Origin of the sequence: Pseudomonas veronii (assembly GCF_001439695.1) — a bacterium.
Classification (GTDB): domain Bacteria; phylum Pseudomonadota; class Gammaproteobacteria; order Pseudomonadales; family Pseudomonadaceae; genus Aquipseudomonas; species Aquipseudomonas veronii.
Genome location: NZ_JYLL01000004.1, coordinates 345,347 through 368,660 on the forward strand (window position 1 = coordinate 345,347; position 23,314 = coordinate 368,660).

General features: G+C 59.8%; 27 protein-coding genes and 1 tRNA gene. 20 read left to right on the top strand and 8 right to left on the bottom strand.

Features of this window, described 5'->3' with window-relative positions; genetic code table 11:
• Positions 1-192: 192 nt before the first annotated feature.
• The 4 genes from modA to TU80_RS07660 all read left to right on the top strand — a co-directional run bounded on the left by modA (position 193) and on the right by TU80_RS07660 (position 3,714).
• On the top strand, positions 193-960 hold the full coding sequence (gene modA, locus TU80_RS07645; protein WP_046383545.1) for a molybdate ABC transporter substrate-binding protein: 768 nt from the start codon (positions 193-195) through the stop codon (positions 958-960).
• Entirely contained in the window at positions 961-1,641 is a 681-nt protein-coding gene (modB, locus tag TU80_RS07650) for a molybdate ABC transporter permease subunit (protein WP_017846319.1), read from the top strand. It begins immediately after the preceding gene.
• Entirely contained in the window at positions 1,641-2,726 is a 1,086-nt protein-coding gene (gene modC, locus TU80_RS07655) for a molybdenum ABC transporter ATP-binding protein (protein ID WP_407691827.1), read from the top strand. Before modB ends, modC begins: the two co-directional genes overlap by 1 nt.
• 283 nt (positions 2,727-3,009) lie before the next feature.
• Positions 3,010-3,714 (top strand): YoaK family protein, encoded by a 705-nt coding sequence (locus tag TU80_RS07660; protein ID WP_017846321.1) that lies wholly within the window; start codon positions 3,010-3,012, stop codon positions 3,712-3,714.
• Between the two features lie 143 nt (positions 3,715-3,857).
• Here the strand turns inward: TU80_RS07660 and TU80_RS07665 are convergent, their stop codons facing one another.
• Complete coding sequence (locus TU80_RS07665; protein WP_017846322.1) at positions 3,858-4,211, bottom strand: hypothetical protein; 354 nt, start codon at positions 4,209-4,211, stop codon at positions 3,858-3,860.
• A gap of 109 nt (positions 4,212-4,320) precedes the next feature.
• On the opposite strand from TU80_RS07665, the gene TU80_RS07670 reads away from it, so the two are divergent.
• On the top strand, positions 4,321-4,578 hold the full coding sequence (locus TU80_RS07670) for a hypothetical protein (protein WP_057004179.1): 258 nt from the start codon (positions 4,321-4,323) through the stop codon (positions 4,576-4,578).
• Between the two features lie 106 nt (positions 4,579-4,684).
• Here the strand turns inward: TU80_RS07670 and TU80_RS07675 are convergent, their stop codons facing one another.
• The 3 genes from TU80_RS07675 to TU80_RS07685 all read right to left on the bottom strand — a co-directional run bounded on the left by TU80_RS07675 (position 4,685) and on the right by TU80_RS07685 (position 5,975).
• Positions 4,685-4,996, bottom strand: a complete 312-nt coding sequence (locus TU80_RS07675; protein ID WP_046383547.1) for an AzlD domain-containing protein — start codon at positions 4,994-4,996, stop codon at positions 4,685-4,687.
• A complete protein-coding gene (locus TU80_RS07680; protein WP_057004180.1) occupies positions 4,993-5,688 on the bottom strand; it encodes an AzlC family ABC transporter permease in 696 nt (231 codons plus the stop codon). The genes TU80_RS07675 and TU80_RS07680 overlap by 4 nt, the downstream gene beginning before the upstream one ends.
• A gap of 71 nt (positions 5,689-5,759) precedes the next feature.
• Positions 5,760-5,975: a hypothetical protein gene (locus tag TU80_RS07685; RefSeq protein ID WP_017846326.1), complete on the bottom strand. Its 216-nt coding sequence runs from the start codon at positions 5,973-5,975 to the stop codon at positions 5,760-5,762.
• 177 nt (positions 5,976-6,152) lie between these two features.
• Here TU80_RS07685 and TU80_RS07690 point away from each other — a divergent pair, with 177 nt between their 5' ends.
• The 11 genes from TU80_RS07690 (at position 6,153) to TU80_RS07735 (ending at position 15,941) form a co-directional block, all read left to right on the top strand.
• The gene (locus tag TU80_RS07690; protein ID WP_057004218.1) at positions 6,153-6,509 is read left to right on the top strand and encodes a metalloregulator ArsR/SmtB family transcription factor; all 357 of its coding nucleotides are present in this window, start codon (positions 6,153-6,155) and stop codon (positions 6,507-6,509) included.
• Positions 6,510-6,528: 19 nt separating this feature from the next.
• Entirely contained in the window at positions 6,529-7,812 is a 1,284-nt protein-coding gene (locus tag TU80_RS07695) for an arsenic transporter (RefSeq protein WP_057004181.1), read from the top strand.
• A gap of 13 nt (positions 7,813-7,825) precedes the next feature.
• Entirely contained in the window at positions 7,826-8,305 is a 480-nt protein-coding gene (locus TU80_RS07700; RefSeq protein WP_046383550.1) for an arsenate reductase ArsC, read from the top strand.
• Between the two features lie 2 nt (positions 8,306-8,307).
• Entirely contained in the window at positions 8,308-8,994 is a 687-nt protein-coding gene (gene arsH / locus TU80_RS07705; RefSeq protein WP_046383551.1) for an arsenical resistance protein ArsH, read from the top strand.
• 50 nt (positions 8,995-9,044) lie between these two features.
• A complete protein-coding gene (locus TU80_RS07710; RefSeq protein WP_057004182.1) occupies positions 9,045-9,836 on the top strand; it encodes an AraC family transcriptional regulator in 792 nt (263 codons plus the stop codon).
• A 74-nt stretch (positions 9,837-9,910) separates the two neighbouring features.
• Positions 9,911-10,522, top strand: a complete 612-nt coding sequence (locus TU80_RS07715) for a LysE family transporter (protein WP_017846331.1) — start codon at positions 9,911-9,913, stop codon at positions 10,520-10,522.
• A 319-nt stretch (positions 10,523-10,841) separates the two neighbouring features.
• Positions 10,842-11,135, top strand: a complete 294-nt coding sequence (locus TU80_RS33340; protein WP_081610128.1) for a hypothetical protein — start codon at positions 10,842-10,844, stop codon at positions 11,133-11,135.
• A 234-nt stretch (positions 11,136-11,369) separates the two neighbouring features.
• Positions 11,370-14,084, top strand: coding sequence for a magnesium-translocating P-type ATPase (mgtA, locus tag TU80_RS07720; RefSeq protein WP_057004183.1), 2,715 nt, complete (start codon positions 11,370-11,372; stop codon positions 14,082-14,084).
• Positions 14,085-14,149: 65 nt separating this feature from the next.
• Entirely contained in the window at positions 14,150-14,497 is a 348-nt protein-coding gene (locus TU80_RS07725; protein WP_046383555.1) for a DUF2493 domain-containing protein, read from the top strand.
• 18 nt (positions 14,498-14,515) lie between these two features.
• Positions 14,516-15,307 carry a hypothetical protein gene (locus TU80_RS07730; protein WP_046383556.1) on the top strand — a complete coding sequence of 264 codons (792 nt, stop codon included), beginning with the start codon at positions 14,516-14,518 and terminating at the stop codon, positions 15,305-15,307.
• Between the two features lie 106 nt (positions 15,308-15,413).
• Complete coding sequence (locus TU80_RS07735; RefSeq protein ID WP_046383557.1) at positions 15,414-15,941, top strand: DinB family protein; 528 nt, start codon at positions 15,414-15,416, stop codon at positions 15,939-15,941.
• 2 nt (positions 15,942-15,943) lie between these two features.
• Here TU80_RS07735 and TU80_RS07740 read toward each other — a convergent pair whose 3' ends face one another.
• A complete protein-coding gene (locus tag TU80_RS07740; protein ID WP_046383558.1) occupies positions 15,944-16,402 on the bottom strand; it encodes a GFA family protein in 459 nt (152 codons plus the stop codon).
• Between the two features lie 196 nt (positions 16,403-16,598).
• Between TU80_RS07740 and TU80_RS07745 the strand changes: the two genes are divergently transcribed.
• Positions 16,599-16,880: a hypothetical protein gene (locus TU80_RS07745; RefSeq protein WP_046383559.1), complete on the top strand. Its 282-nt coding sequence runs from the start codon at positions 16,599-16,601 to the stop codon at positions 16,878-16,880.
• Between the two features lie 63 nt (positions 16,881-16,943).
• On the opposite strand, the gene TU80_RS07750 is transcribed toward TU80_RS07745, so the two are convergent.
• On the bottom strand, positions 16,944-17,132 hold the full coding sequence (locus TU80_RS07750; RefSeq protein WP_046383560.1) for a hypothetical protein: 189 nt from the start codon (positions 17,130-17,132) through the stop codon (positions 16,944-16,946).
• Positions 17,133-17,468: 336 nt separating this feature from the next.
• Between TU80_RS07750 and TU80_RS07755 the strand changes: the two genes are divergently transcribed.
• Positions 17,469-17,555, top strand: a tRNA-Leu gene (locus TU80_RS07755).
• A gap of 1,270 nt (positions 17,556-18,825) precedes the next feature.
• Here TU80_RS07755 and TU80_RS07760 read toward each other — a convergent pair.
• The gene (locus TU80_RS07760) at positions 18,826-19,167 is read right to left on the bottom strand and encodes a hypothetical protein (protein ID WP_046385301.1); all 342 of its coding nucleotides are present in this window, start codon (positions 19,165-19,167) and stop codon (positions 18,826-18,828) included.
• Positions 19,168-19,299: 132 nt separating this feature from the next.
• Here TU80_RS07760 and TU80_RS07765 point away from each other — a divergent pair, with 132 nt between their 5' ends.
• Positions 19,300-19,596, top strand: coding sequence for a hypothetical protein (locus TU80_RS07765; RefSeq protein WP_046383561.1), 297 nt, complete (start codon positions 19,300-19,302; stop codon positions 19,594-19,596).
• Between the two features lie 46 nt (positions 19,597-19,642).
• Here TU80_RS07765 and TU80_RS07770 read toward each other — a convergent pair whose 3' ends face one another.
• Positions 19,643-21,184 (bottom strand): DUF6622 family protein, encoded by a 1,542-nt coding sequence (locus TU80_RS07770; RefSeq protein WP_108524191.1) that lies wholly within the window; start codon positions 21,182-21,184, stop codon positions 19,643-19,645.
• A gap of 717 nt (positions 21,185-21,901) precedes the next feature.
• Between TU80_RS07770 and TU80_RS07775 the strand changes: the two genes are divergently transcribed.
• Entirely contained in the window at positions 21,902-22,834 is a 933-nt protein-coding gene (locus tag TU80_RS07775) for a cation diffusion facilitator family transporter (protein WP_046383563.1), read from the top strand.
• Positions 22,835-23,314: the final 480 nt, after the last annotated feature.

Below are 23,314 nucleotides of genomic sequence, written 5' to 3' on the forward strand. Positions count from 1 at the left end.
CTGCACTATCAACGGGTTCCCGTGCATTGGCTGTCAGGAGGCGGGCCGTTGCCGCCGGGAAATGTCAGCGCGGGGCCGGCGGATTCCCCTTGCCATTTTTTCGCTATATACCTATACATACACCGCTTGACCGCCCCCCATGGTCCGGCAGCGCTCAATACTGGCTTTTTTCCTTCTCATACGGAGCTATCCATGACCTTCAGCCTCCCACGCTTGATTCGCCCCGGCCTGGCGGCCGTCATTGCGCTTGTCACCGCCGCTGCGGTCCACGCCGATGAAGTCCAGGTGGCCGTCGCCGCCAACTTCACCGCACCGATCCAGGCGATTGCCGCCGACTTCGAGAAGGACACCGGTCACAAGCTGATCGCCGCCTACGGTGCCACCGGGCAGTTCTATACCCAGATCAAGAACGGCGCGCCGTTCGAAGTGTTCCTCAGCGCCGACGACACCACCCCGCAAAAACTCGAAACCGAAGGCGATACCGTCAAGGGTTCGCGCTTTACCTACGCGGTCGGCACCCTGGCGCTGTGGTCGGCGAAGGAAGGTTATGTCGATGCCAAGGGCGATGTGCTCAAGCAGAACGCGTTCAAGCACCTGTCCATCGCCAACCCGAAAGCCGCGCCCTACGGGCTGGCCGCCACCCAAGTGCTGGCCAAGGAAGGCTTGACCGAGAAGCTCAAGGACAAGCTCGTCGAGGGCCAGAACATCACCCAGGCCTATCAGTTTGTCTCCACCGGCAATGCCGAGTTGGGGTTTGTGGCCTTGTCGCAGATCTACAAAGACGGCAAAGTCACCAGCGGTTCGGCGTGGATCGTCCCGGCGTCCATGCATGACCCGATCAAACAGGATGCGGTGATCCTCAACAAGGGCAAAGACAGCGCCGCTGCCAAGGCGCTGGTCGAGTACCTGAAAGGGCCGAAAGCCGCTGCCGTTATCAAGTCCTACGGTTACGAGCTCTAAATGCCGCTATCGAGTGCCGATTTTTCCGCAATCTGGTTGACCATCAAACTGGCGTCACTGACCACGGTGATCCTGCTGGTCATCGGCACTCCGATTGCCCTGTGGCTGTCGCGCACGCGCTCCTGGTGGCGCGGGCCTATCGGCGCGGTGGTCGCCCTGCCGCTGGTGCTGCCGCCCACGGTCATCGGCTTCTACCTGCTGCTGACGATGGGACCGCACGGTTACTTCGGCCAGTTCACCCAATGGCTGGGCCTGGGCACCCTGACCTTCAGTTTCGCCGGGCTGGTAATCGGCTCGGTGATCTATTCCATGCCGTTCGTGGTGCAGCCGTTGCAAAACGCCTTCTCCGCCATCGGCACACGCCCCTTGGAAGTGGCCGCGACCTTGCGCGCCAACCCCTGGGACACGTTCTTCAGCGTGATCCTGCCCCTCGCCCGCCCGGGGTTTATCACCGCGTCGATTCTCGGCTTTGCGCATACCGTCGGCGAGTTCGGCGTGGTGCTGATGATCGGCGGCAATATCCCGGACAAGACCCGGGTCGTCTCGGTGCAGATCTACGACCACGTCGAAGCCATGGAATACGCCCAGGCGCACTGGCTGGCCGGCGCCATGGTGGTGTTCGCGTTCCTCGTGTTGCTGGCGCTCTACTCCAGCCGTAAAACCAAGATGGGCTGGAGCTGATGCCGATGATCGATGTACGCCTGCACCTCACGTATTCCGCCTTTGCCCTGAAAGTGGACCTGCAACTGCCCGGTCGCGGCGTCACCGCGCTGTATGGGCATTCCGGCTCCGGCAAGACCACCTGCCTGCGCTGCATTGCCGGGCTGGAACGTGCCGAGGACGGTTTTGTCCAGGTCAACGACGAAGTCTGGCAAGACAGCCGCAACGGGCTGTTCGTACCGCCGCATAAACGTGCGCTGGGCTATGTGTTCCAGGAAGCGAGCCTGTTCCCCCATCTGTCGGTGCGCGCCAATCTGGAATTCGGCCTCAAGCGCATCCCGCGTGCGCAACGTCGCGTCGACATGGCCCAGGCCACCGAACTGTTGGGCATCGGCCACTTGCTTGAGCGGCATCCGCAGCACTTGTCCGGCGGCGAGCGCCAGCGCATCGGTATCGCCCGCGCGCTACTGACCAGCCCGCGCCTGTTATTGATGGACGAACCGCTGGCGGCACTCGACAGCCAACGCAAAGGTGAAATCCTGCCTTACCTGGAACGCCTGCACGACGAACTGGACATTCCGGTGCTCTACGTCAGCCACGCCCAGGACGAGGTGGCGCGCCTGGCCGATCACATCGTGTTGCTGCGCGACGGCCAGGCCCTGGCCAGCGGCCCCATCGGTGAAACCCTGGCGCGGCTGGATTTGCCCTTGGCCTTGGGCGACGACGCCGGTGTGGTGATCAATGGCACGGTAAGCGCTTACGACGCGCACTATCAATTGCTGACCCTGCAACTGCCCGGCAGTGCCTTGCAGATGCGCGTCGCCCATACGCCGCTGGCCTTGGGCAAAGCCCTGCGGGTCAAGGTGCAGGCGCGGGACGTGAGCCTCAACTTACAGGCCGAAGCCCACAGCAGCATCCTCAACCGCCTGCCGGTGACGGTCACCCAGGAAATTGCGGCGGACAACAGCGCCCATGTGCTGGTGCGCCTGGATGCCGGCGGTACGCCGTTGCTGGCACGGATCACACGCTTCTCCCGCGACCAGTTGCAACTGCACCCCGGCCAGACGCTGTGGGCACAGATCAAGGCGGTGGCGGTGCTGGCGTAGCCGCGAAATCTTGTGGCAGCAGCGTCTTGCGTTGCAGTCAATCAGACAGACCGGCCTGATCTGTTTGTAACCTGCCGTCCGCCGACCTGCCCCGCGACCTGCAAGGACATTACCTACGCAATGGGAGTGTCACACCTCGAGTTTTTTACAGGCGATCGAGTCCTCTCATACTTTGGTCTGGCATGACGCTGGCTGGAGGCTGGAAGCTGCCTGAGGTCATTGCGCCAGACATCAAAGCGCCTTACGGTAGTGGCCGCATAATCTCACCGAGGAACCCGGCCCGATGCTGCCTTCGTCCCAAAAGCCCTACGCCAACGTCGTACTCGCCCGTCAACAGCAATGGCGGGGTCGTGTCGGCATGATGCTGGTGGCCAGCCTGTCTGTGCTGGCGGGCATGACCGATGCCATTGGTTTCATGGCCAGCGGCGACTTTGTCTCATTCATGAGCGGCAACACCACGCGCCTGGCGGTAGCAATCAGCGAAGGTGACCTGGGCCTGACCGGGCGCCTGCTGTTGCTGGTCGCGACCTTCGTGGTCGGCAACGCCTTGGGTATCGTGGTCAGCCGCATGAGCGGCCGTCACGCCCTGCCCCTGCTGCTGTGCATCGCGGCACTGCTCTGCGGCGGCGCGCTGTGGCCGTTCGCCGATATGCTGCCCGCCTTGCTCGCGGCAATTGTGGCGATGGGCATGCTCAATGCCGCCGTCGAAGAGGTCAACGGCTTGCCGGTGGGGCTTACCTATGTCACCGGCGCGCTGTCACGCTTTGGTCGCGGGTTGGGACGCTGGCTGCTGGGGGAGCGTCGCAACGGGTGGCGCGTGCAGTTGGTCCCCTGGACGGGGATGTTCATCGGGGCGGTGATCGGGGCGTTGCTCGAGCACCGCATGGGCTTGGGTGCGCTGCTGGTCAGCGGGGCGCTGGCTGCGGTTTTGGGCCTGGTGTCACTGAAGATCCCCCGGCGCTGGCACTTGGGTTATATGCCGCGCTGATGATCAGGGAGGCTCGCCCGACGTGACGGCCTCGACATCCGTGTACTGGTAAAGAGCTATTACGTCGAGCGAGCGGGGGAATCATAGGATAATGCCCTGCAACTGTCCCGCCGGGCATTTCCTAAAATCACTACGGCAACGGATTACAGACAAGTCGCAAGTGCGGCCAAACGGCGCTTGGCGACCATGGAGTCTTCGGCGGTGTAGTAATCGACAGAGGAACCGGCTCCTGCGCTGCGCACGTCGGCAAAGTAATCGCCGCCGGTGGTGTACACCGTGAAACCGCCCGCCCCGATCGGCTCCTTGAAGCCGCCGGCGTCGACACCAAACACCGCCTCGTCCTGCCAGCCGAACTGGATACATTGGGCAACCACCAGCGCAGCCTTGTCCGACGCCAAGGTCTTGTAGGGCGTGCCGGTGCGTGCCGCGTTCATTTTCGAGCCCGCGCAGCCGGCCAGTGCTGCCAGTACCAATGCGCCAATTACCAGTTTCCGCATGCCATCGCTCCTTGGAAAAAAACGCGACTCTACCATTAGCAGGCGACACTCACGGATTATTACGTCACCCTGTCGCCTACTTGCGAGTTCGCTTCTACCTGGAAAACCGATGACACCCAATGCCGAACGCTACAACCCATCCACCGACTATGCCGACAAGCTGATCAGCCGCATCGGCCAGACGCCCACGTGGATCGCCAAGCGCATTGGCGTGACGGACAAGCGCATTCGCTACATTCTCGACGGCGAGCGCACGGTGAAAGGCGAAAGTACGCCGATCCAGATGACCTACACCGAGCAGTTCGCGCTGGAGTGCCTGGCGGCCGAGGCCAAGGCGAAAAAGAAGCCGACGCCGACCACCGAATGAATTTAGTTTCACTGTGACAGGAGAACGCGCCACCGATAATGGCCGGGCTCATTTTTAGAAGTCTCCTTCAGCCCGCCCTCCCGCGGGCTTTTTTTCGCCGGTGTGTTTAGAACCACCAGCGAAACAGGTAGAACAACGCCATGCTCAACAGCACGGTGAGCAGCACATTGCGCGTCCAGACCATCAGCGCCACCGCGCAGATCCCGGCCAGCAGGTAGGGGTTGGCCGGGCTCAGGTTGAGCCGGTGGTCGGCAAAGAAAATGATCGGCCCGCAAATCGCCGTGAGCATGCCCGGTACCGCGAACCCGAGAAACTCCCGCGCACCGCGGGTGAGCCGCACGGGCAGGCGCGGTTCGATAAACAGGTAGCGGTTAAAAAATACGATCAAGCCCATTGCAACAATCATCACAAAAATCATGCCTGCCCGACTCCCAGTCGTTTGCAGGCATACCCTGCACTCATGCCCAACACACCCGATACCACCACGGCCGACTCCCACTGCAGGAAGCTCAAGCCGACCGAGCACAACAGCGCCACCGCCACGCACACCACGGTGGGCACATCGCGCACCACGGGCGTGATCAACGCGATAAAGGTCGCGACAATCGAGAACTCCAGGCCCAGGTGTTCGAGCCCTGGAATGCTCTTGCCCAGGACAATGCCGGCGAGGGTGAACAGGTTCCAGGCAATATAGAACGTCAGGCCAACACCCAGTGCGTACCAGCGATTGAAGGTTTCGCGGTCGTACTGGCTGACCAGGGCGAAGAACTCATCGGTCATCAGGAAACCCAGGCTCATGCGCCAGCGCGGTTTGAGCACGGACAATGTGGAGCGCAGATGCATGCCGTACAGCAGATGTTGTGAGGTCAGCAGCAAAGTCGTGAGCAAGATGGAGATCAGGCTGGCGCCGCTCTTGACCATGCCGATGGCCACCAGTTGCGCGGCACCGGCAAACACGATGGTGGAAAGCCCCTGGGCTTCGAGCGGAGAAAAGTGCGCTTCGATGGCCATTGAGCCAGCCAGCAAGCCCCAGGGCGCGCACGCCAGGGACAACGGAATGACAGCAATCGCGCCACGGGCGAAGGCGTAGTGAGGTAAAGCAGTAGGCATGGGAACCGCTCATCGACAGACAGTCGACAAGCATGCCAGCGCAATATGCAGGTTGTCTTGAACGATCTTGCTCAGGCGAGCCTTACCGACACCAGTTCCACCGAGTCCCGCGCTTCGCGCAGTTCATAGGCGTCCTGGTTGAGACGGTGGATGGTATTGAGCAAGCGCTGGCGCAGCACTTCATCGCCGAGTTTTTCGACGGCACGCATCAGATCGAACGCCGCGGTTTCGTTATTTTCCGCGACGGAATCGAGGGTCTTGCGCAGATTGCGAGTGGCACGGGTCACGCGTGGTATTCCTTCATCAGCTATGGGCAGGCACTTTAGGACATTTGTGTTTCATTTTAATTTCAATCACTTGTGGCGTGTTTCCAGACATTTGATCCATATCAATTGAAACAGGATTTGACTGAAATATATGGAAATACGTATATTCGGATATACCTATACGAGCAGGCCTTGACCGTGTCAGTCCCTTTCTCACCTCCAACCCTATTCAAATGCCTGGCCGATGCCACTCGCGTGCGAATGACCTTGCTGATCCTGCGCGAAGGCGAACTTTGCGTGTGCGAACTGATCCACGCACTTGACGACAGCCAGCCGAAAATCTCCCGCCACCTCGCGCAACTGCGCAACTGCGGGTTGCTGCAGGATCGTCGCCAAGGGCAATGGATCTACTACCGCATCAATCCGGCACTGCCCGACTGGGTGACTCACGTGCTGGACACCACCCTGCAAGCCAACCAGCCATGGTTGCAAAACGACGCGCTGCGTCTTGATGCAATGGGCGACAGACCACAACGAGCCAGCACCTGCTGTTGAGCCATCGGAGCGTTTATTCATGCTTGTCGCAATTGCGATTTTTATCTTCACCATCATCCTGGTCATCTGGCAGCCCAAAGGCCTGGGTGTCGGTTGGAGCGCGACCCTGGGCGCGATCCTCGCACTGGCCTGCGGCGTGATCAGCCTGGCGGACATCCCGGTGGTGTGGCACATCATCTGGAATGCCACCGGCACCTTTGTCGCGCTGATCGTCATCAGCCTGTTGCTGGACGAGGCCGGGTTCTTTGCCTGGGCTGCGCTGCATGTGGCCCGTTGGGGCCGTGGTCGCGGCCGGCGGTTGTTTGCCTACATGGTGCTGCTGGGCGCGTTGGTGTCGGCGCTGTTTGCCAATGACGGCGCGGCACTGATCCTCACGCCGATTGTGATGTCGATGCTGCTGGCGTTGCGTTTTTCTCCGGCGGCGACCCTGGCGTTCGTCATGGGCGCGGGGTTTATCGCCGACACGGCGAGCCTGCCGCTGGTGGTGTCGAACCTGGTGAACATTGTCTCGGCGGACTATTTCAAGATCGGCTTCAATGAATACGCAGCGGTGATGGTGCCGGTGAACCTGGTCAGCGTCGCCGCCACCCTGGCGGTGCTGTTGTGGTTTTTCCGCCGCGATATTCCGCAGACCTACGACCCGGCGGACCTGGCGGACCCGGCCAGCGCCATTCACGACCGCGCCACTTTTCGCGCCGGCTGGTGGGTGCTGGGTATCCTGCTGATCGGCTGCTTTGCCCTGGAACCGTTGGGGATTCCCATCAGCGCGATCTCTGCGGTGTGCGCGGTGTTGCTGCTGGTGATCGCCGCCAAAGGCCACAAGATCTCCACGCGCAAAGTGCTCAAGGAAGCGCCCTGGCAGATCGTGATCTTTTCCCTGGGCATGTACCTGGTGGTCTACGGGCTGCGCAACGCCGGGCTGACCACTTACCTGGCGACCTGGCTCGACACCTTCGCCACCTACGGCGTATGGGGCGCGGCGATGGGCACCGGGGTGCTGACGGCATTGTTGTCCTCGGCAATGAACAACCTGCCGACCGTGTTGATCGGTGCGCTGTCCATCGAATCCAGCCATGCCGCGGGCGTGGTCAAGGACGCGATGATCTACGCCAACGTGATCGGCAGCGACCTCGGCCCGAAAATCACCCCCATCGGCAGCCTGGCCACCCTGCTGTGGCTGCATATCCTGGCGCGCAAAGGCATCACCATCACTTGGGGTTACTACTTCAAGGTCGGCATCGTCCTGACCTTGCCGGTGTTGCTGATCACTCTCGCCGCCCTCGCCTTGCGTCTTAGCCTCTGAAGGACATACGCCAATGAAAGTCTTGTTCATGTGTACCGCCAACAGCTGCCGGAGCATTTTGTCCGAAGCGATGTTCAACCACCTGGCGCCAGAAGGGTTTGAGGCGGTCAGCTCCGGCAGCTTCCCCAAGGGCCAGGTGCTGCCCCGCAGCCTGAGCACCTTGCAGGCGGCGGGCATCCGCACACAGGGCTTGTACAGCAAGGGCAACGACGCCTTTGAAGGCAGCCCGCCGGATGTGGTGATCACGGTGTGCGACAAGGCCGCCGGTGAAGCCTGCCCAGTGTATTTCGGCCCGGCGCTGAAGGCGCACTGGGGGTTGGCAGACCCTTCGGATGTCGACGGCGACGAGGCGAGCATCCAAGCCGCATTCGACGCCACGCTGCGCACCATCGCCACACGCTGCCGGGCGTTTTTCGCGCTGCCCTTTGCCGACCTCAACCCTGGCGAACTGAAAGCCGAACTCGAGCGCATTGCGCTGTTGCAGGCGGAGTAACCATGAGTACCCTGCCCAATCTGGACGCGTCGTTAATCACCTCCGGCCCGCTCGATTCGAGTCGGCCGCCGCGCATTCTGCTGCTCTACGGCTCAACCCGCGAACGCTCGTTCAGCCGCCTGCTGGTGGAAGAGGCCGCGCGCCTCTTGCAGCACTTCGGCGCACAAACGCGCATTTTCGACCCGAGCGGCTTGCCATTACCCGATGATGCCCCGCGTGAGCATCCGAAGGTGCAGGAGCTGTTGGAACTGATGCAATGGTCGGAAGGCCAGGTCTGGTGTTCCCCTGAACGACACGGTTCGATGTCGGCGGTGTTCAAAGCGCAAATCGACTGGGTGCCGTTGTCCTTGGGCGCGGTCCGCCCGACCCAGGGCAAAACCCTGGCGGTGATGCAAGTGTGCGGCGGTTCCCAGTCCTTCAACACGGTCAACCAACTGCGCGTACTCGGGCGTTGGATGCGTATGTTCACCATCCCCAATCAATCCTCGGTGCCCAAGGCGTTCATGGAGTTCGATGATCAGGACCGCATGAAACCCTCGGCGCTCTATGATCGCGTTGTCGACGTGATGGAGGAACTGGTGAAGTTCACCGTGCTGCTGCGTGATCGTCCGGATTTGGTCGACCGCTACTCGGAGCGCAGGGAAAGCGCCGAAGAACTGTCGCAACGGGTCAATCAACGGTCGATCTGAGCCTGGCTGACGGCGTATGCTCACGTCCATCCCATGACTGAGCCGACCCCATGAGCACCCTGCAACACGCCTGGCTGGGCGACTACGAAATCAACAGCGTCCACTGCTCCGGCCTGACCTTTGCCCGCCACAGCCACGACGAATGCGTGATCGGCGTGAACCTGGTGGGCGAAGAAAACGTGTGGCTGGACCGCCGTGAATTCGTGGCTGGGCCAGGCGCCATCACCTTGTACAACCCCGGGCAGATTCAGGGCGGCGGTGCAGCGGAAGGCGCGCCGTGGCAGTTTGTCAGCCTGTACGTCAGCGCCGAGCAATTGGCCGCCGACCTGGGGTTGGCGCATGTCGAATTCGATCGATCGCTGTGTTTCCAGCCGGATCTGGCGCGGCGCCTGGCGGTTGTGGCAAAAGGCGCATCGAGCGGCGACGTTCTGGTCCGCGAGCTGAACGAAGACGCCCTGGTTGTGCTGCTGGGAGAAGTGGTCCGCCTCAGCGGCGTGCGCTTGCCCGGCAACGCGGCAGCCGGCAAAAGCCTGATCGGCCGCGCCCAGGAATTGCTCGCCGCACAGTTGCATCAATCGCTGCCCCTGGACCACCTCGGCGAGGCGCTGGGGTTGTCCAAGTTCCACCTGCTGCGCACCTTTCAAAAAGAGACCGGGCTCAGCCCTCGCCAGTGGGCCATGCAATTGCGCACGCGCCGCGCCAAAGGCCTGTTGCGCAGTGGGATGGCGGCCGGCGAGGTCGCCCATCAGCTCGGTTTTGCCGACCAAAGCCACCTCAACCGGCATTTCCGCGCCGCCTATGGCCTCACGCCTGGCCGCTATCAGAGTGTGGCGAAACGCTGAACAGCACAATCTGGTCCAAGACAACGCGTGCGTGCGCCAGCACACTGCCCGCCATCACTTGATGGAGCATAGGGATGCTGGCGATCTTCTTTTACGCACTGGTATTCGGTTTTGTGTTTTGCCTGTCCCCCGGCGCTGTGCTGGCGGAGACCTTGCGCCGTGGTTTGCAACACGGTTTCACCCCGGCGTTGCTGGTGCAGGTCGGTTCGCTGGTCGGCGATGCGGTGTGGGCCGTGATCGGCCTGACCGGCATCGCGCTGTTGATCCAGCATGACGCCGTGCGCGTGCCGCTGACCCTCCTCTGCGCGCTCTATCTCGCCTGGCTCGGCGTGCGCAGCCTGCTCGACGCCTGGCGTTTGCCCGCAGCCGACAGCGCACCGGCCGGCTCCGGCACGAATGCGCTGGCGGTGGGCGCAGCCATTTCGCTGGCCAACCCGAAGAACATTGTGTACTGGGGGGCATTGGGCAGTGCGTTGTCGGGCATCGTCGGGGCTACGCCCAGCCACACGCAGACGCTGATGTTTTTCGGCGGTTTCATGCTGGCCTCGGTGCTGTCGTGTTTTCTGACGGCCGCACTGGTCAATCTGCTGCGCAAGAACGCCTCGCCGACCTGGCAACGCATCAGTTACGCGGCATGCGGTGTAGTCTTGATCTATCTCGCCGTTCTCGCCGCGCAAGGCATATGAAGTTATATATGCCCGGTAACTTGTGAATATGTTTTATCTGAATAGACTCTGAACACTTCGCATTTTAATTAATCATGCGTTGACATTCCGCAACTGGCTGAGTAGATTGCCCCTGCCCGCAACTGGGGCCTTTTTTAAACCTCACAAAAGAAGCCAATGGACACAGTATCTAGTCGCTGTCCGAGCACCGCGTTGGCGGGCATCGGGCGCCCAACCCAGAAGATGACAGGACTTGCCTCTCCGGTCCGGTAAGCTGCGCTAGAGCTTGTGCTCCACCGTAACTGCCTCGCCGGTCGCCCGTCCGGTCCCGAGGTGTGTTATGACCTTCCAAACCTTTGTTGTAAAAGATGTACGAACGCTGGCCGCGACCCTGCGCGCCAAGCTGTGCCGAGCGCCCGCAGGCGTTTGTGTTGCCCGCCCGGCCTTTGCCGTACCCTCCCCTCGAATGCGCCCGGCCCATCCGCTGGCGCGCTGGCGTGCCTGCCCGACGACTGGCCGACTGCAGCAGCATTGGGCTCACGCCGACCCTCAAGACCCACAGAGACGTAACGTTTCCAACCTGGCTGAAGCCCGCCTGATGCCCGCTCTTTACCTGGGCACTCGCGCCGCTTGACCGCTTGGAAACAGCAACTTTCTGATCAATACCCTGGAGTTCTTTTATGAACCTTTCCAGTAGTAGCCCGCTGCGCGCGCAGTAACTAACGCGCACTTAGCGGGCCCATTGAAAGTTATTCAACACCTTATTTGAACCGATCGCGAAGTCCGCGGCTCGGCATGCTTTCGCTCGCCTGTCATCAGGTCAGTACCGGGTATGTTTTGTCGAGAACTGGCGACAGGAGTACACACCATGAGCGCCGTAAAAAAACCGCCACAGCCCAACAAAAACCGCACCGACGCCGACGCTCGGCTATCAATGCGGGCCGCCCGCGAAGCCCATAACGGCCTGTCGGCCACCCTGGCCAATGTGCGAGCCACTCTGGATGGCCTGACCGAGTTGGATGCCACTGCACGCCTGCAACAGCAAGGCCATAACGAAGTCGCCCATGACAAGCCGCCTCACGCATTCATCCAGTTCCTGCAGGCGCTGAACAATCCGTTTATCTATGTGCTGCTGACGCTGGGCGCGATCAGCTTCGTCACCGATTACTGGTTGCCGTTGCAGGCCGGTGAAGAAGTCGACCTGACCAAAGTCATCATCATCATGACCATGGTCCTGCTCAGCAGCCTGCTGCGGTTCTGGCAGGAGCACCGTTCGGCCAAATCCGCCGAAACGCTCAAAGCCATGGTCCGCACCACCGCCACCGTACTACGCCGCGAACAGGTCGGCGCCCAGCCAACCCTGCGCGAAGTGCCGATGCGCGAACTGGTGGCCGGCGATATCGTGCAACTGTCGGCCGGCGACATGATCCCGGCCGACATCCGCCTGATCGAATCGCGTGACTTGTTCATCAGCCAGGCGGTGCTGACCGGCGAAGCCTTGCCCGTGGAAAAATACGACACGCTGGGGGACGTGACGCAAAAGTCCGCCAGTACCCTTGCCGCCGACCAGGGCAACTTGCTCGACCTGCCGAACATCTGCTTCATGGGCACCAACGTGGTCAGCGGCCGCGCCAAAGCCGTGGTGGTGGCCACCGGACCGCGCACCTACTTCGGCTCGCTGGCCAAGGCGATTGTCGGCTCCCGGGCGCAGACCGCGTTTGATCGCGGCGTGAACAGCGTCAGCTGGCTGCTGATCCGCTTCATGCTGGTGATGGTGCCAATCGTGTTCTTCCTCAACGGCTTCTCCAAGGGTGACTGGGGCGATGCCTTCCTGTTTGCCCTGGCGGTCGCCGTCGGCCTGACCCCGGAAATGCTGCCGATGATTGTCAGCGCCAACCTGGCCAAGGGCGCCACCGCCATGGCCAAGCGCAAAGTGGTGGTCAAGCGCCTCAACGCGATCCAGAACTTCGGTTCGATGGACGTGCTGTGTACCGACAAGACCGGCACCCTGACCCAGGACAAGATCATCCTCGAGCACCACGTCAACGCCTTTGGCCAGCGTGACGACGCGGTGCTGTCGCTGGCCTGGCTCAACAGCTATCACCAAAGCGGCATGAAGAATCTGATGGACCAGGCCGTGGTGCAGTTCTCGGCACAAAACCCCAAGTTCCAGGCGCCGTTTGCCTACAGCAAGGTCGATGAATTGCCGTTCGACTTTGTACGCCGTCGCCTGTCGATTGTGGTCAAGGACGCCGCCGGCGACCATCTGCTGGTGTGCAAGGGTGCCGTGGAAGAGATGCTGAGCATTGCCACCCACGTGATCGAAGCCGGCGCCGCGGTGCCGCTGGATCAGCGGCGTCGCGAGGCGTTGCTGGCGATTGCCAATGACTACAACGAAGACGGCTTTCGCGTGTTGGTGGTGGCCACCCGCAATATCCCGAACGCGTTGGCGCGCCGGCAGTACACCACCGCCGATGAGCGCAACCTGGTGATCCAGGGGTTCCTGACCTTTCTTGATCCACCGAAGGAAACCGCAGGCCCGGCGATTGCGGCGCTGCAACAGATCGGCGTAGCGGTAAAAGTGCTGACCGGCGACAACGCGGTGGTCACCAGCAAGATCTGCCGCCAGGTCGGCCTCGACCCAGGCCAGCCGCTGCTCGGCGTGGACATCGAAGCAATGGACGATGCGACCCTGCTGCGCCGCGTGGAAGAGCGCACGGTGTTTGCCAAGCTGACACCGCTGCAGAAGTCGCGGGTGCTCAAGGCCCTGCAAGCCAACGGCCACACTGTCGGTTTCCTCGGTGACGGTATCAACGATGCGCCGGCGCTGCGCGATGCCGACGTGGGGATCTCGGTGGACAGCGGCACCGACATCGCCAAGGAATCGGCCGACATCATCCTGCTGGAAAAGAGCCTGATGGTGCTGGAAGAAGGCGTGCTCAAGGGCCGCGAAACCTTCGGCAATATCATGAAGTACCTGAACATGACCGCCAGCTCCAACTTCGGCAACGTGTTTTCGGTGCTGGTGGCCAGTGCGTTCATTCCGTTCATGCCGATGCTGGCGATCCACCTGCTGCTGCAGAACCTGATGTACGACATCTCCCAACTGGCCTTGCCGTGGGACAAGATGGACAAGGAATACCTGGCCAAGCCACGCAAGTGGGACGCGAAGAACATCGGCCGCTTCATGCTGTGGATCGGGCCAACCTCGTCGATCTTCGACATCACCACCTTTGCGCTGATGTGGTACGTGTTCGCCGCCAACAGCGTGGAGATGCAGACCCTGTTCCAGTCCGGCTGGTTCATCGAGGGCCTGCTCTCGCAAACCCTGGTGGTGCATATGCTGCGCACCCGCAAGATCCCGTTCTTCCAGAGCACCGCGGCATGGCCGGTGTTGCTGATGACCGGTGTGGTGATCGCCCTGGGGATCTATGTGCCGTTCTCGCCGCTCGGCACCCTGGTGGGCCTGCAACCGCTGCCGCTGGCTTACTTCCCATGGCTGGCAGGCACCTTGCTCAGCTACTGCTGCGTGGCTCAACTGATGAAGACGATCTACATCCGCCGCTTCAAGCAGTGGTACTGATCACTCCCGCCGTTCAGACGGTGGCGGTCGCTCGGCTGCCACCGTGCATTACAAGGATTTCAAGCATGCGCGTGTTGATCTGTGCAGGTCGTCATTACGCCGACACCCAACGTTCCCGCCACGTGCTGGACGCTTACCACCGCCTGCGCCCGGTGCAGGTATTGATCCACGGCGGCAACCAGTTCCTCGGCAGCGAGATCGAGGAGTGGGCGCGGGAAATCGGCATCGACGTGGTGCGTTATCCGCCCAATTGGCAACGCCATGGCAAGCAGGCGGAACGCCAGCGCAACCATTTCATGCTGACCGACAGCCGCCCTGATGTGGTCATCGCCCTGCCCGGTGGCGATGACACGTCAGAGCTGGTCTGTCAGGCCAAAGCCAGCGGCATTTCGGTGCTGACCGTAGAAAGCTGAATTCAAGCGAGGCACAACATGTACAAAAAACACCGCCAACCCTCTGAAAGGGTTACCCGCTATCGAGGCGCTCGCCATACCCTCTTGTTGTTACCGCCAGCCAAACGGCGGGCGTTACGGCGCAACCTGATGTTTATCGGGCTTACACTCAGCGTCGTCCTGCTCATCAGCTTACTCTCGAAGGCCTTCGCGGCAGGGGGCGCTTATGCAGTCGACGACGGCGCGATCAATACGCCGGGCGAATGCAACGTCGACGCCTGGTACAGCGCCCACCGACACGACGGCGGCACGCACAATGAGACACTGTCGCCTGCCTGCACCTTCGAGGCCCTGCCCGCCGTGCAATGGGGCGCGGCATTGTCACGGGCCAACCGCGAGACGCAAGTGAGCCCGCAAGTGAAGGCGCAGGTAATGTCACGTCAGGACCTGCGCCTGGAGATAGCCGTGTCCGCCAGCGCCCACGTTGCCCTGGACCGGCGACATGCGTTTGATGGCGCGGACTTCAACGTGCCGTTGACGTGGCAACCGCTGGAGCCCCTGCGACTGAACCTGAATGCCGGCTGGACCCACGCGTATGATGACGGCGAGCAAAACCAGCGTCTCACATGGGGCGCCGGCGCCGAATATCGGGTAGCGCACTCGTTGACGCTGATTGTCGAGCGCTACGGCCAAAAAGGCGCTGAGCAGGCCTGGCAAGCGGGGCCACGGTTCCACCTTGGGCCGTTGATCGACGTCGACGTGGTGGTTGGGCGCAGCCTGGTCGCTGAACGCGCGCAATGGTTGACCACCGGCGCCACGTTGCGTTTCTAGGCGTCACGCCTTCGCAGGGATGGCGTCCTCTGGCGGAACCCGATGACCGCGGGGTGGGCACGCCTTATGATGGCGCCATCGCGCCGCCCAGACAGAGAGAAAGCCCGTGAACCGTATCGAACAGATCGCCCTGATGGCGACCTACAACCAGTGGATGAACCGTAAAGTCTACGACGCGGCCGCGAAGCTGACGGACGCCGAACTACGGATGGACCGCCGCGCATTTTTCGGCTCGATCCTCGGCACGCTGAACCACCTGACACTGGGCGACACCGTGTGGCTCAAACGCTTTGCCCAGCACCCCGCCAGCCATGCGGCGCTGGCACCGTTAAGCGGCATTGCCGCCCCCACCGATCTCAAGCAACTGGCCTTCGCCGACCTGCACGAACTGGCCACCCACCGCACCTGGCTGGATCGACTGATCATCGACTGGGCGCAAAGCCTGCGCGAGCCTGACCTCGACCTGCGCCTGCATTACCACAACATGCGCGGGGTCGCGGCAGACAAGCCGTTCTTCGGCCTGCTGGTGCATTTTTTCAATCATCAGACCCACCACCGGGGCCAGCTGACGACACTGCTGACCCAGGCCGGACACGATGTGGGCGATACCGACCTGCTCGCGCTGATCGACTGAACTCAGCGGGCGCTGAACTCGGCGTAAGCCTGCAACAAACGCGGAAAATCCTCCGGCCCGGGCAATTGTGCAAAGTGCTCGACCGCCGGCGTCGTGGCCCAAGGCAATTTCTCGCTGGTCCAGGTTTCCATGAACGGCGGATAATCCTCGGCATTCTCCAGCATCGTCGCACGCACATTGACGAACTCATCGATGCCATGGGGCCGTGTAAACAGCCAGCTCATGCAATGGGGGCAAAAGTAATGGCGGTCCACGCCATGGATGCCGCCGATCACCGGGCAACCCTGGGTCACGGTGAACGCGCTGGCGGGAATCAGCGCACTGAGGGAGAACGCGCTGGCGGTCATCTTCTGACAACCGGTGCAATGGCAAGCCATGGTGATCACGGGGGGCTGGCTCACACTGAAGCGCACGCGGTTACAACGGCAACTGCCTTCACGTGGCAGGTTTTCGACGCTCATCACTCACTCCTTTTTATGACTGGACTTGAGGCAGAGTAACGTCGAGCCTTGCTGTTGAGAAGGGCCAGGCCCGTAAACCGAACGCTGCGACCAGCGCGGGGTCGTAATTGTAGGTGTCGGGATCAATCGCAGCCCGCCCTCCCCGCGTGCATTGTGGATCTGCAGATGCGCGTACCCCCAAGAAGGAGACGCTTACATGGTCATTCACTTCAAAGTCGCCGGGCACTTAGCCTGCGGCCATCACGGCAGCAGCCTCCCCTCCAGCGCCGAGCTGAACCGCGTCAAATGCCGAACCTGCCGCAACACCGAGGCCTACAAGGAAGCGCGCCGCACCCAGCGCAACGCCGCCCGCCGAGCTTCGCGCGCAGCCAAGACCCACACCTCCAGCGACTGGCGCAGCGCCTGGGCGCAACACTTGACCGACCTGCCAGGGTTGCAGCGCCTGCCACGCGGCTTCAGTGGTCAGCCCTTCGTGTAGTCCCAAACAGCAGAAGCCCCGGTTGCGCCGGGGCTTGGTTCTGCTGAATCAATCACTCAGTCATCATTGATTGGACCCCGGCCTGCCACGCGCCTTGCGCACCGACAGCGTGGCCGCATAGGCCAGCGCCTGCTCGCGGGAATCGAAGGACGCCAACCGGTCCTGAGCCGTACACACCCGCCACGGCCCGAAATTGACCTGCACGATGTCATACCCATTCAGATGCAGCTTCTTGAGTGTTGGAGCGCTCATAGCCACCTCGCGTTTCCTGAGATTTCCAAGCGTTGCACGGCCTACCTTACACCTGCATCCAGCGCCGTTGCGGACCGCATGTCGCAGCGGCTTATGCCCAAGGCCGCCACTGCGGAGTCGTCCACTCTGAAGCAGCGTGACGGCGTATTGCCGCACCTGTCATTTATGAGGCGTATTCGCCGGCCCTGGGAATCTTCGGCTTGTGCTCAAAAGCCGATGTAGATCACTGATCTATCGAGCTTTTTCATCCCGGTGTTTGTGCAAGAAAGGCAACTTCCGACCTTGCGCCCTGACGCCCGGATCTATATATTCCCAACCCTGCTGCACCGCGCTGCCGCCCGAATGGCGAAACTGGTAGACGCATGGGACTTAAAATCCCCCGCTCGTAAGGGCGTGCCGGTTCGATTCCGGCTTCGGGCACCATAGATATCAAGGGCTTGCATGATGAACTTCATGCGAGCCCTTATCTTTTTTGTTCCGCAATTTTCAGACCTGTTCCGCAACTCTCCATTCCCCGGCGTCCTGCCGACCGAACACCAACGCCTATTTTGAAACACTCCTCACATACGCCGGGCACGCCCACAGCGCGATCAATCCTTGAGCGCCGTCACCGGTGATGGCGAGAATTCGTTGAGCACTCGGTGACGGATGGTCCGGGCCACGGCGATCTGTCCGTCCAGACCTGCACCACGGACCTCACGCCAAAGGGGGGCGCGCCAAGATATCCCGGTCTGTTCCGGTTGCAGTCAGACTTTTCTCCCTACGAAAAAACCCCGCACAACGGCGGAGATTAGAGGTGAACAGCAGCTTGGTTTACGTGGGCGCGCGGTGCAGTACCAAGATGAATATTGGCAATACAGCTGTTGCGACAACGAGTTCCCGCACCGTTATTATTTGACAGCCTCTAGATGGGGCACATCGCTATCATCTGCGCCAAATTACGCATAGCAGAAGGAACGCGTTAATCGTGTTGAGACCCGCCAAAACTACCAATCGCCACGGATGGGTTTGGGTCTACAGAAAAATCAGACACCTTGGATTCTCTCGTTTTACTGCTTTTTACAGGGTCAGCCTCTACGTTCTACGAGGAGATACCGGAACTTTCAGGTTCAAGTATGGCTGGCAAAAATTCCGCTTCCGCCGTTAATTACGGATGGCGCCGGGCTTAAAGGTTCACGCCCGACACGTGCCCTCATGCGAACTTAAAATCCCCCGCCCGTAAGGGCGTGACGGTTCGATTCCGGCTTCGGGTACCATGGATATCAAGGGCGTGCATGATGAACTTCATGCAGGCCCTTAATGTTTGCGCTCCGCAATTTTAGGCCTTGCTCCGCAACTCCCCTCTCCCTGCGTCCTGCCGACCAAACACAACCCCCTCATTGACGCATCGACTCGCAACTCCGCTCTCCGGTCGGCGTGCTTGAGCGCATTGATGACCTAGACGCTTGGTCACGCTGGCGAAGGCATAATGCCCCGCCTACCCACCGCTTGCCGTAGCAGAGCGGTACCGGGTTACCAGATGCAGTGGTGTTCTTGAGGCCGCAGGCCTAGGGGCTGAGCATCCAGCGCAATCTTCCACACAGCACATGAACGATGCCCGACACACCGTTATCAATATCCGTATGTCGTTCCCTCGTTGGTTTGGCGAGACTGTAGCCCGAAGTATGCTGCCGGACCAAAAAGCCGTGGCTGATCAGCGCTGATTGATTTCAATCTTCTGCGTGGGATCGGGGCTGTATTTTTGGCGCGTCAACTGCGGATCACCCTTGGCCAGACAGAAGAAGTAAATCTCGGCCTCACCGCAACCGCCGTGTAATGCACATTCACTGGCCTGCATGTGATCAAGCAGGATTTCTCGGCCTTGGGACTCGCAGAATGTGTTCGCCTCTTTGAGCGCCTGCCCCTTCGCGGACGCAGGTCCGCCAAAAGGTACCCGGGTTGAAATCGTGTACGTATCAGGCCCGACCTTCATCGGCCCACTGTCCGCACAGCCCGCGAGAATTAGCGCAGACAAAACCGTCAGCCAAGCTTTCATTGTGGTCCTCCCCAGGAAAGTGTCGACTGTACCCCGCGCCTGGCCAGGCATCCAGCGTGGACGGAATGCCAGTAACCAACAATGCTCTCAGCGTAGTAGCGTTGTGCCTATCTGAAATGCCAAGGAACGGTAATGCCACATCGCCTCGCGAAGTTGAAAGCTGCACTCAATCAGACACCAAACGACTCTTACGAGCAGTTTCAGCTTCTGAGAGATGGTCTCCTAGCGTCCCTGGTGGATTGGCCTGTACAGAAATGGGATGTAGCTGATGAGCATTTACCAACAGACCAATGCGCCTCTCAAAACTCAAGAGACTGGCTCAACGCATTGACAATTGTACTGGGCCAAGAGCTCCCTGCGAACAAGTTAGAAGCGACTCCTGAGCGGCTGAAAAGTATCTTGATGTTGACGCCGATGATTTCAATTTAAAACAAGAAGTCGCCGAGCAGAATGCTCTCAACCCTCACGCGCAAGGCTACGAACGAGATGCTTGCCAGCACCGTCGGGCCCGGCACGCGAAATAGCCACTCCAAGCTCCCAACCCGCCGGCCACCAACATCTGCAGCGGCCATTGATCGAGCGGTTGGAACTGCAGCGCACGGGCCACGCCTAACAGATAGCGCGTGATGAAAATCCCCAGGATTACCAACAGCGGCACCCAGCTCCCACGCACTATCAGTCGAGCCGAACTGTCATCCCACTTCACGAAACCGCCATCCATTATCCGCGAAGCGATCATGCAGACGGCGACAAGCCCCACGAGCCAACACCCAATTGCGGCGATCCAATACCGGGTGTACTGAAAAACTCCCAACAGGGACAACATGAGCATGCCAATGGGCAACAGCAAGGCGAGGCTGAATCGCACCCGTCGTGTGCGTGTTTGCATCAGCCCCAACGCGCAGAGCACAAAAAACAAACCGAAGACCCATCGCGGCGTGTAGCTGAGGATTTCCATCACAGTCAGTTGCGCAACCTTGGCATTGGCAGTCGCGGGCGTTGTCGGTTGTCCGGATAGCGGGATTTCGTCATCAGGCGCAATGAACGCAACGAGCGTGGACAACAAGCGCTCATGCACCGCTTGGCGATCCACACCGGCCTTGTCCACACAGAGCGGAACGTCATTGACCTTGGCGTCATGATGGCAAACGGAGAGAAAAACAAAGTGCCCCTCTCCGCCTTCCAACAACAATGTTTTTACGTAAGGAATCGCGGCCGCATAACGGGCACCCTGACTGTTCCAAAGCAAAAAATCATCGTGGAGAGCCCCCACCACCAGCGCTGGAACTCGCGAGCCCGCCATGGATTGCTCAAGTAATGCTGGCCCTAGGGCGGGGTCCAGCAGAACGATTTTCCTGACCCTGGAGTCGCGATAGTTACCGTTGAACAATGAGATAAATGAACTTGGCGCGCGCTTGATGTCGTGGGCGTAAGAACACGAACGGTCGCCCTCTGCTTGCCCGGTACCGCAATACTGCGCGAACGCCTGAAGGTCAAAGCGTGCTCCCACCAGCAATGCAGCCGTCTGGCCACCGGCGGAGTGGCCAATGACGATGGCATCGTCCCAGGAGACTTGTTTTTGAAAGGGGCTCAGCTTTTTCAGCGCATCTAATACGCGCGACACATCCAGGGCCCGCTCCCACACCATACCGGTCGCTCGGAAGGTCTGTGTCTGCTCCCCGTAGACCCGGGACTCACCGAAATGATTGAGACCTATGACGATATATCCCTTGGCTGCCAAGCCGTCACCGATCCAGGCGTAATCGTCTGACGCGCCCATACTGCCATGCGAAACGACGATGACCTTGTGAGCAACCGCTGACTCATCAAGGCACAGCCCCGACGTTTCTGGGGAACATACGCCTTCGGGATACCAGATAGCCACGCGTATTGGCCGCGCTGCATCTGGTGCGCCAAGATCCATCACGACGTCTCGAACCTGACCGTTGCATACCATCGACAACAGTGACAGTACAGAAACAGCCAGCAGATATAGCCACCGCGTCAGCATATCCATCCTTGATATCAAAAACGCTGTCAGCTCTAACCGGTAAAGCAAGCGCAGGCTTAGTACTCGATTGAGGTGCGTGACATATTTTGCCCATCGTCTCGTTACGAAATGACGATGCAAATCTTACCGTCACCAATCATCGGGGGATGACCGAGGCGCTTTGCTCCCCGCAATTCCCCCTCTCCCCCGGCTTCCTGCCGAATCTACTACCATGCTGCTTACTCTACGCAGGCACACCGAGGCAAAACTCAGACCCGCGATCCTCCTCACCCCCTAAAAAATCGCCGCTAACCAGTTCGTCCTTGGACTTTGTAGCGCAAGGTTCTGAACTTACCGCCCAATACATCTATTACAAACAAATACCCCACGACAATCACATTATTCTTCCGTGCATTTTTCTTGCGCCTGACCGCTTCGGCTCGAGAGATGAAACCCACCCCGCCGCACCGGCCCACCTGTTCTTTAGTGAAGTTGAGAGTCATCCCTATTTGACTCACAAACTCTGCAGCCAGGTGGAAAACTTAGTTACGCGAAGTATTAGCATTTACATCATTACACTCAGACCTAAATACCGATAAATAGGCACTTTTATAACTCATCGCACCTTGCTTTAATTGAGGTAGACGCCTTACCCTCCAACCCCGATAAAAAGCGCAACCAGTACTAAGTAGTGGCGCGTCTTGCCGCGCGAGACGAGTATCAATTTCAATTAGAGAAATACACATGAATCATCAACAGATCTCTGAACAATCTGAAGACGAGGGATATAGTCAAGTCGCCCGCGCGGCGGCAGCCTCGCGATGCACTTGGATGAGCGTCATCGTCAATATCGCGCTGTCGTGCACACAGATTGTCGTAGGCGTGATGTCAAAATCCCAGGGGCTTGTAGCCGATGGTATTCACTCGCTATCAGACTTGATCGCCGATTTCGTAGTGCTGTTCGCCAGCCACAAAAGCAAGGAGGATGCCGACGAAGGTCACCCCTATGGGCATCTGCGTTTCGAGACCGCCGCATCCATGGTATTGGGCATACTGTTGTTGATCGTGGGCGTGGGCATGATCGGTTCTGCAGTGTTCAAGCTTGAAACCCCTGAATCGATTCCAACGGTACACATTGCGGCCTTATGGGTTGCCATCGCAGCGCTGGTGGCCAAGGAACTGCTGTTTCGCTTTATGCTGCGGGTGGCCAAAAAAGTTAAGTCTAGTCTGTTGGTTGCCAATGCCTGGCACGCAAGATCCGACGCCGCCTCCTCCTTGGTTGTCGGCATAGGTATTGTGGGCAATCTGGCGGGCTACCCGATTCTTGACCCGATTGCTGCGCTGGTTGTTGGAGGCATGATCGCCAAGATGGGTTGGAGTTTCACTTGGGATTCATTGCACGACCTGATGGACCGATCGGCTGATGAGCAGGAAGTCGAAACTATCCGCAATACGCTTAAAAATACCCCCGGCATTAAAGGTGTACATGATCTACGCACTCGAAAAATGGGGGACATGATCATCGTCGACGCTCACATCGAAGTGGATGCCTCAATTACCGTTGAGGAGGGTCATGCCATTGCAGTTTGCGCAAGGGAAAATGTGATGCAGATTCATCGTGTTTTGAATCTTATGACGCATGTAGATCCCTGGCACCGCCCCGACCTTGATCATTAACCTGGTGCGACGCCGGCAACACGATCCGCCGACAGGGATAGTGCAAAAGCAACTCGCCAAGCATCACAGACATATCACGAAATTTTCACATAACACTTGAATGCCCAAGTACCGAAACAAACTTAAGTCTGCGAAATACTCTCAATTATTTTTATTCATGAGCGCTTTAACTAGAACGCTTAAATATTGAAATAACATGCCGATAGCATTAACTCAAACCACCGTCACTTAAGGGGATTCACATGGCATCGGCAATCACTGGGTCGACACAGATCGCGCAACCGCAACCCGTAGCAATCAAACCTCAAGTCCGGCCAGCCATGCCGGCGGACAGCGACGGCGATCATGACGGTAGCACTGCAAGCAAAGTCGAACAGCCCAAAGCAACTTCAGGATCGGTAGGTACACGAGTCAACACGACTGCGTAACGGTCAGCTGACCCAAGAGGAGGGACAACCCCCTCTGCGTCTTTGAAGATTT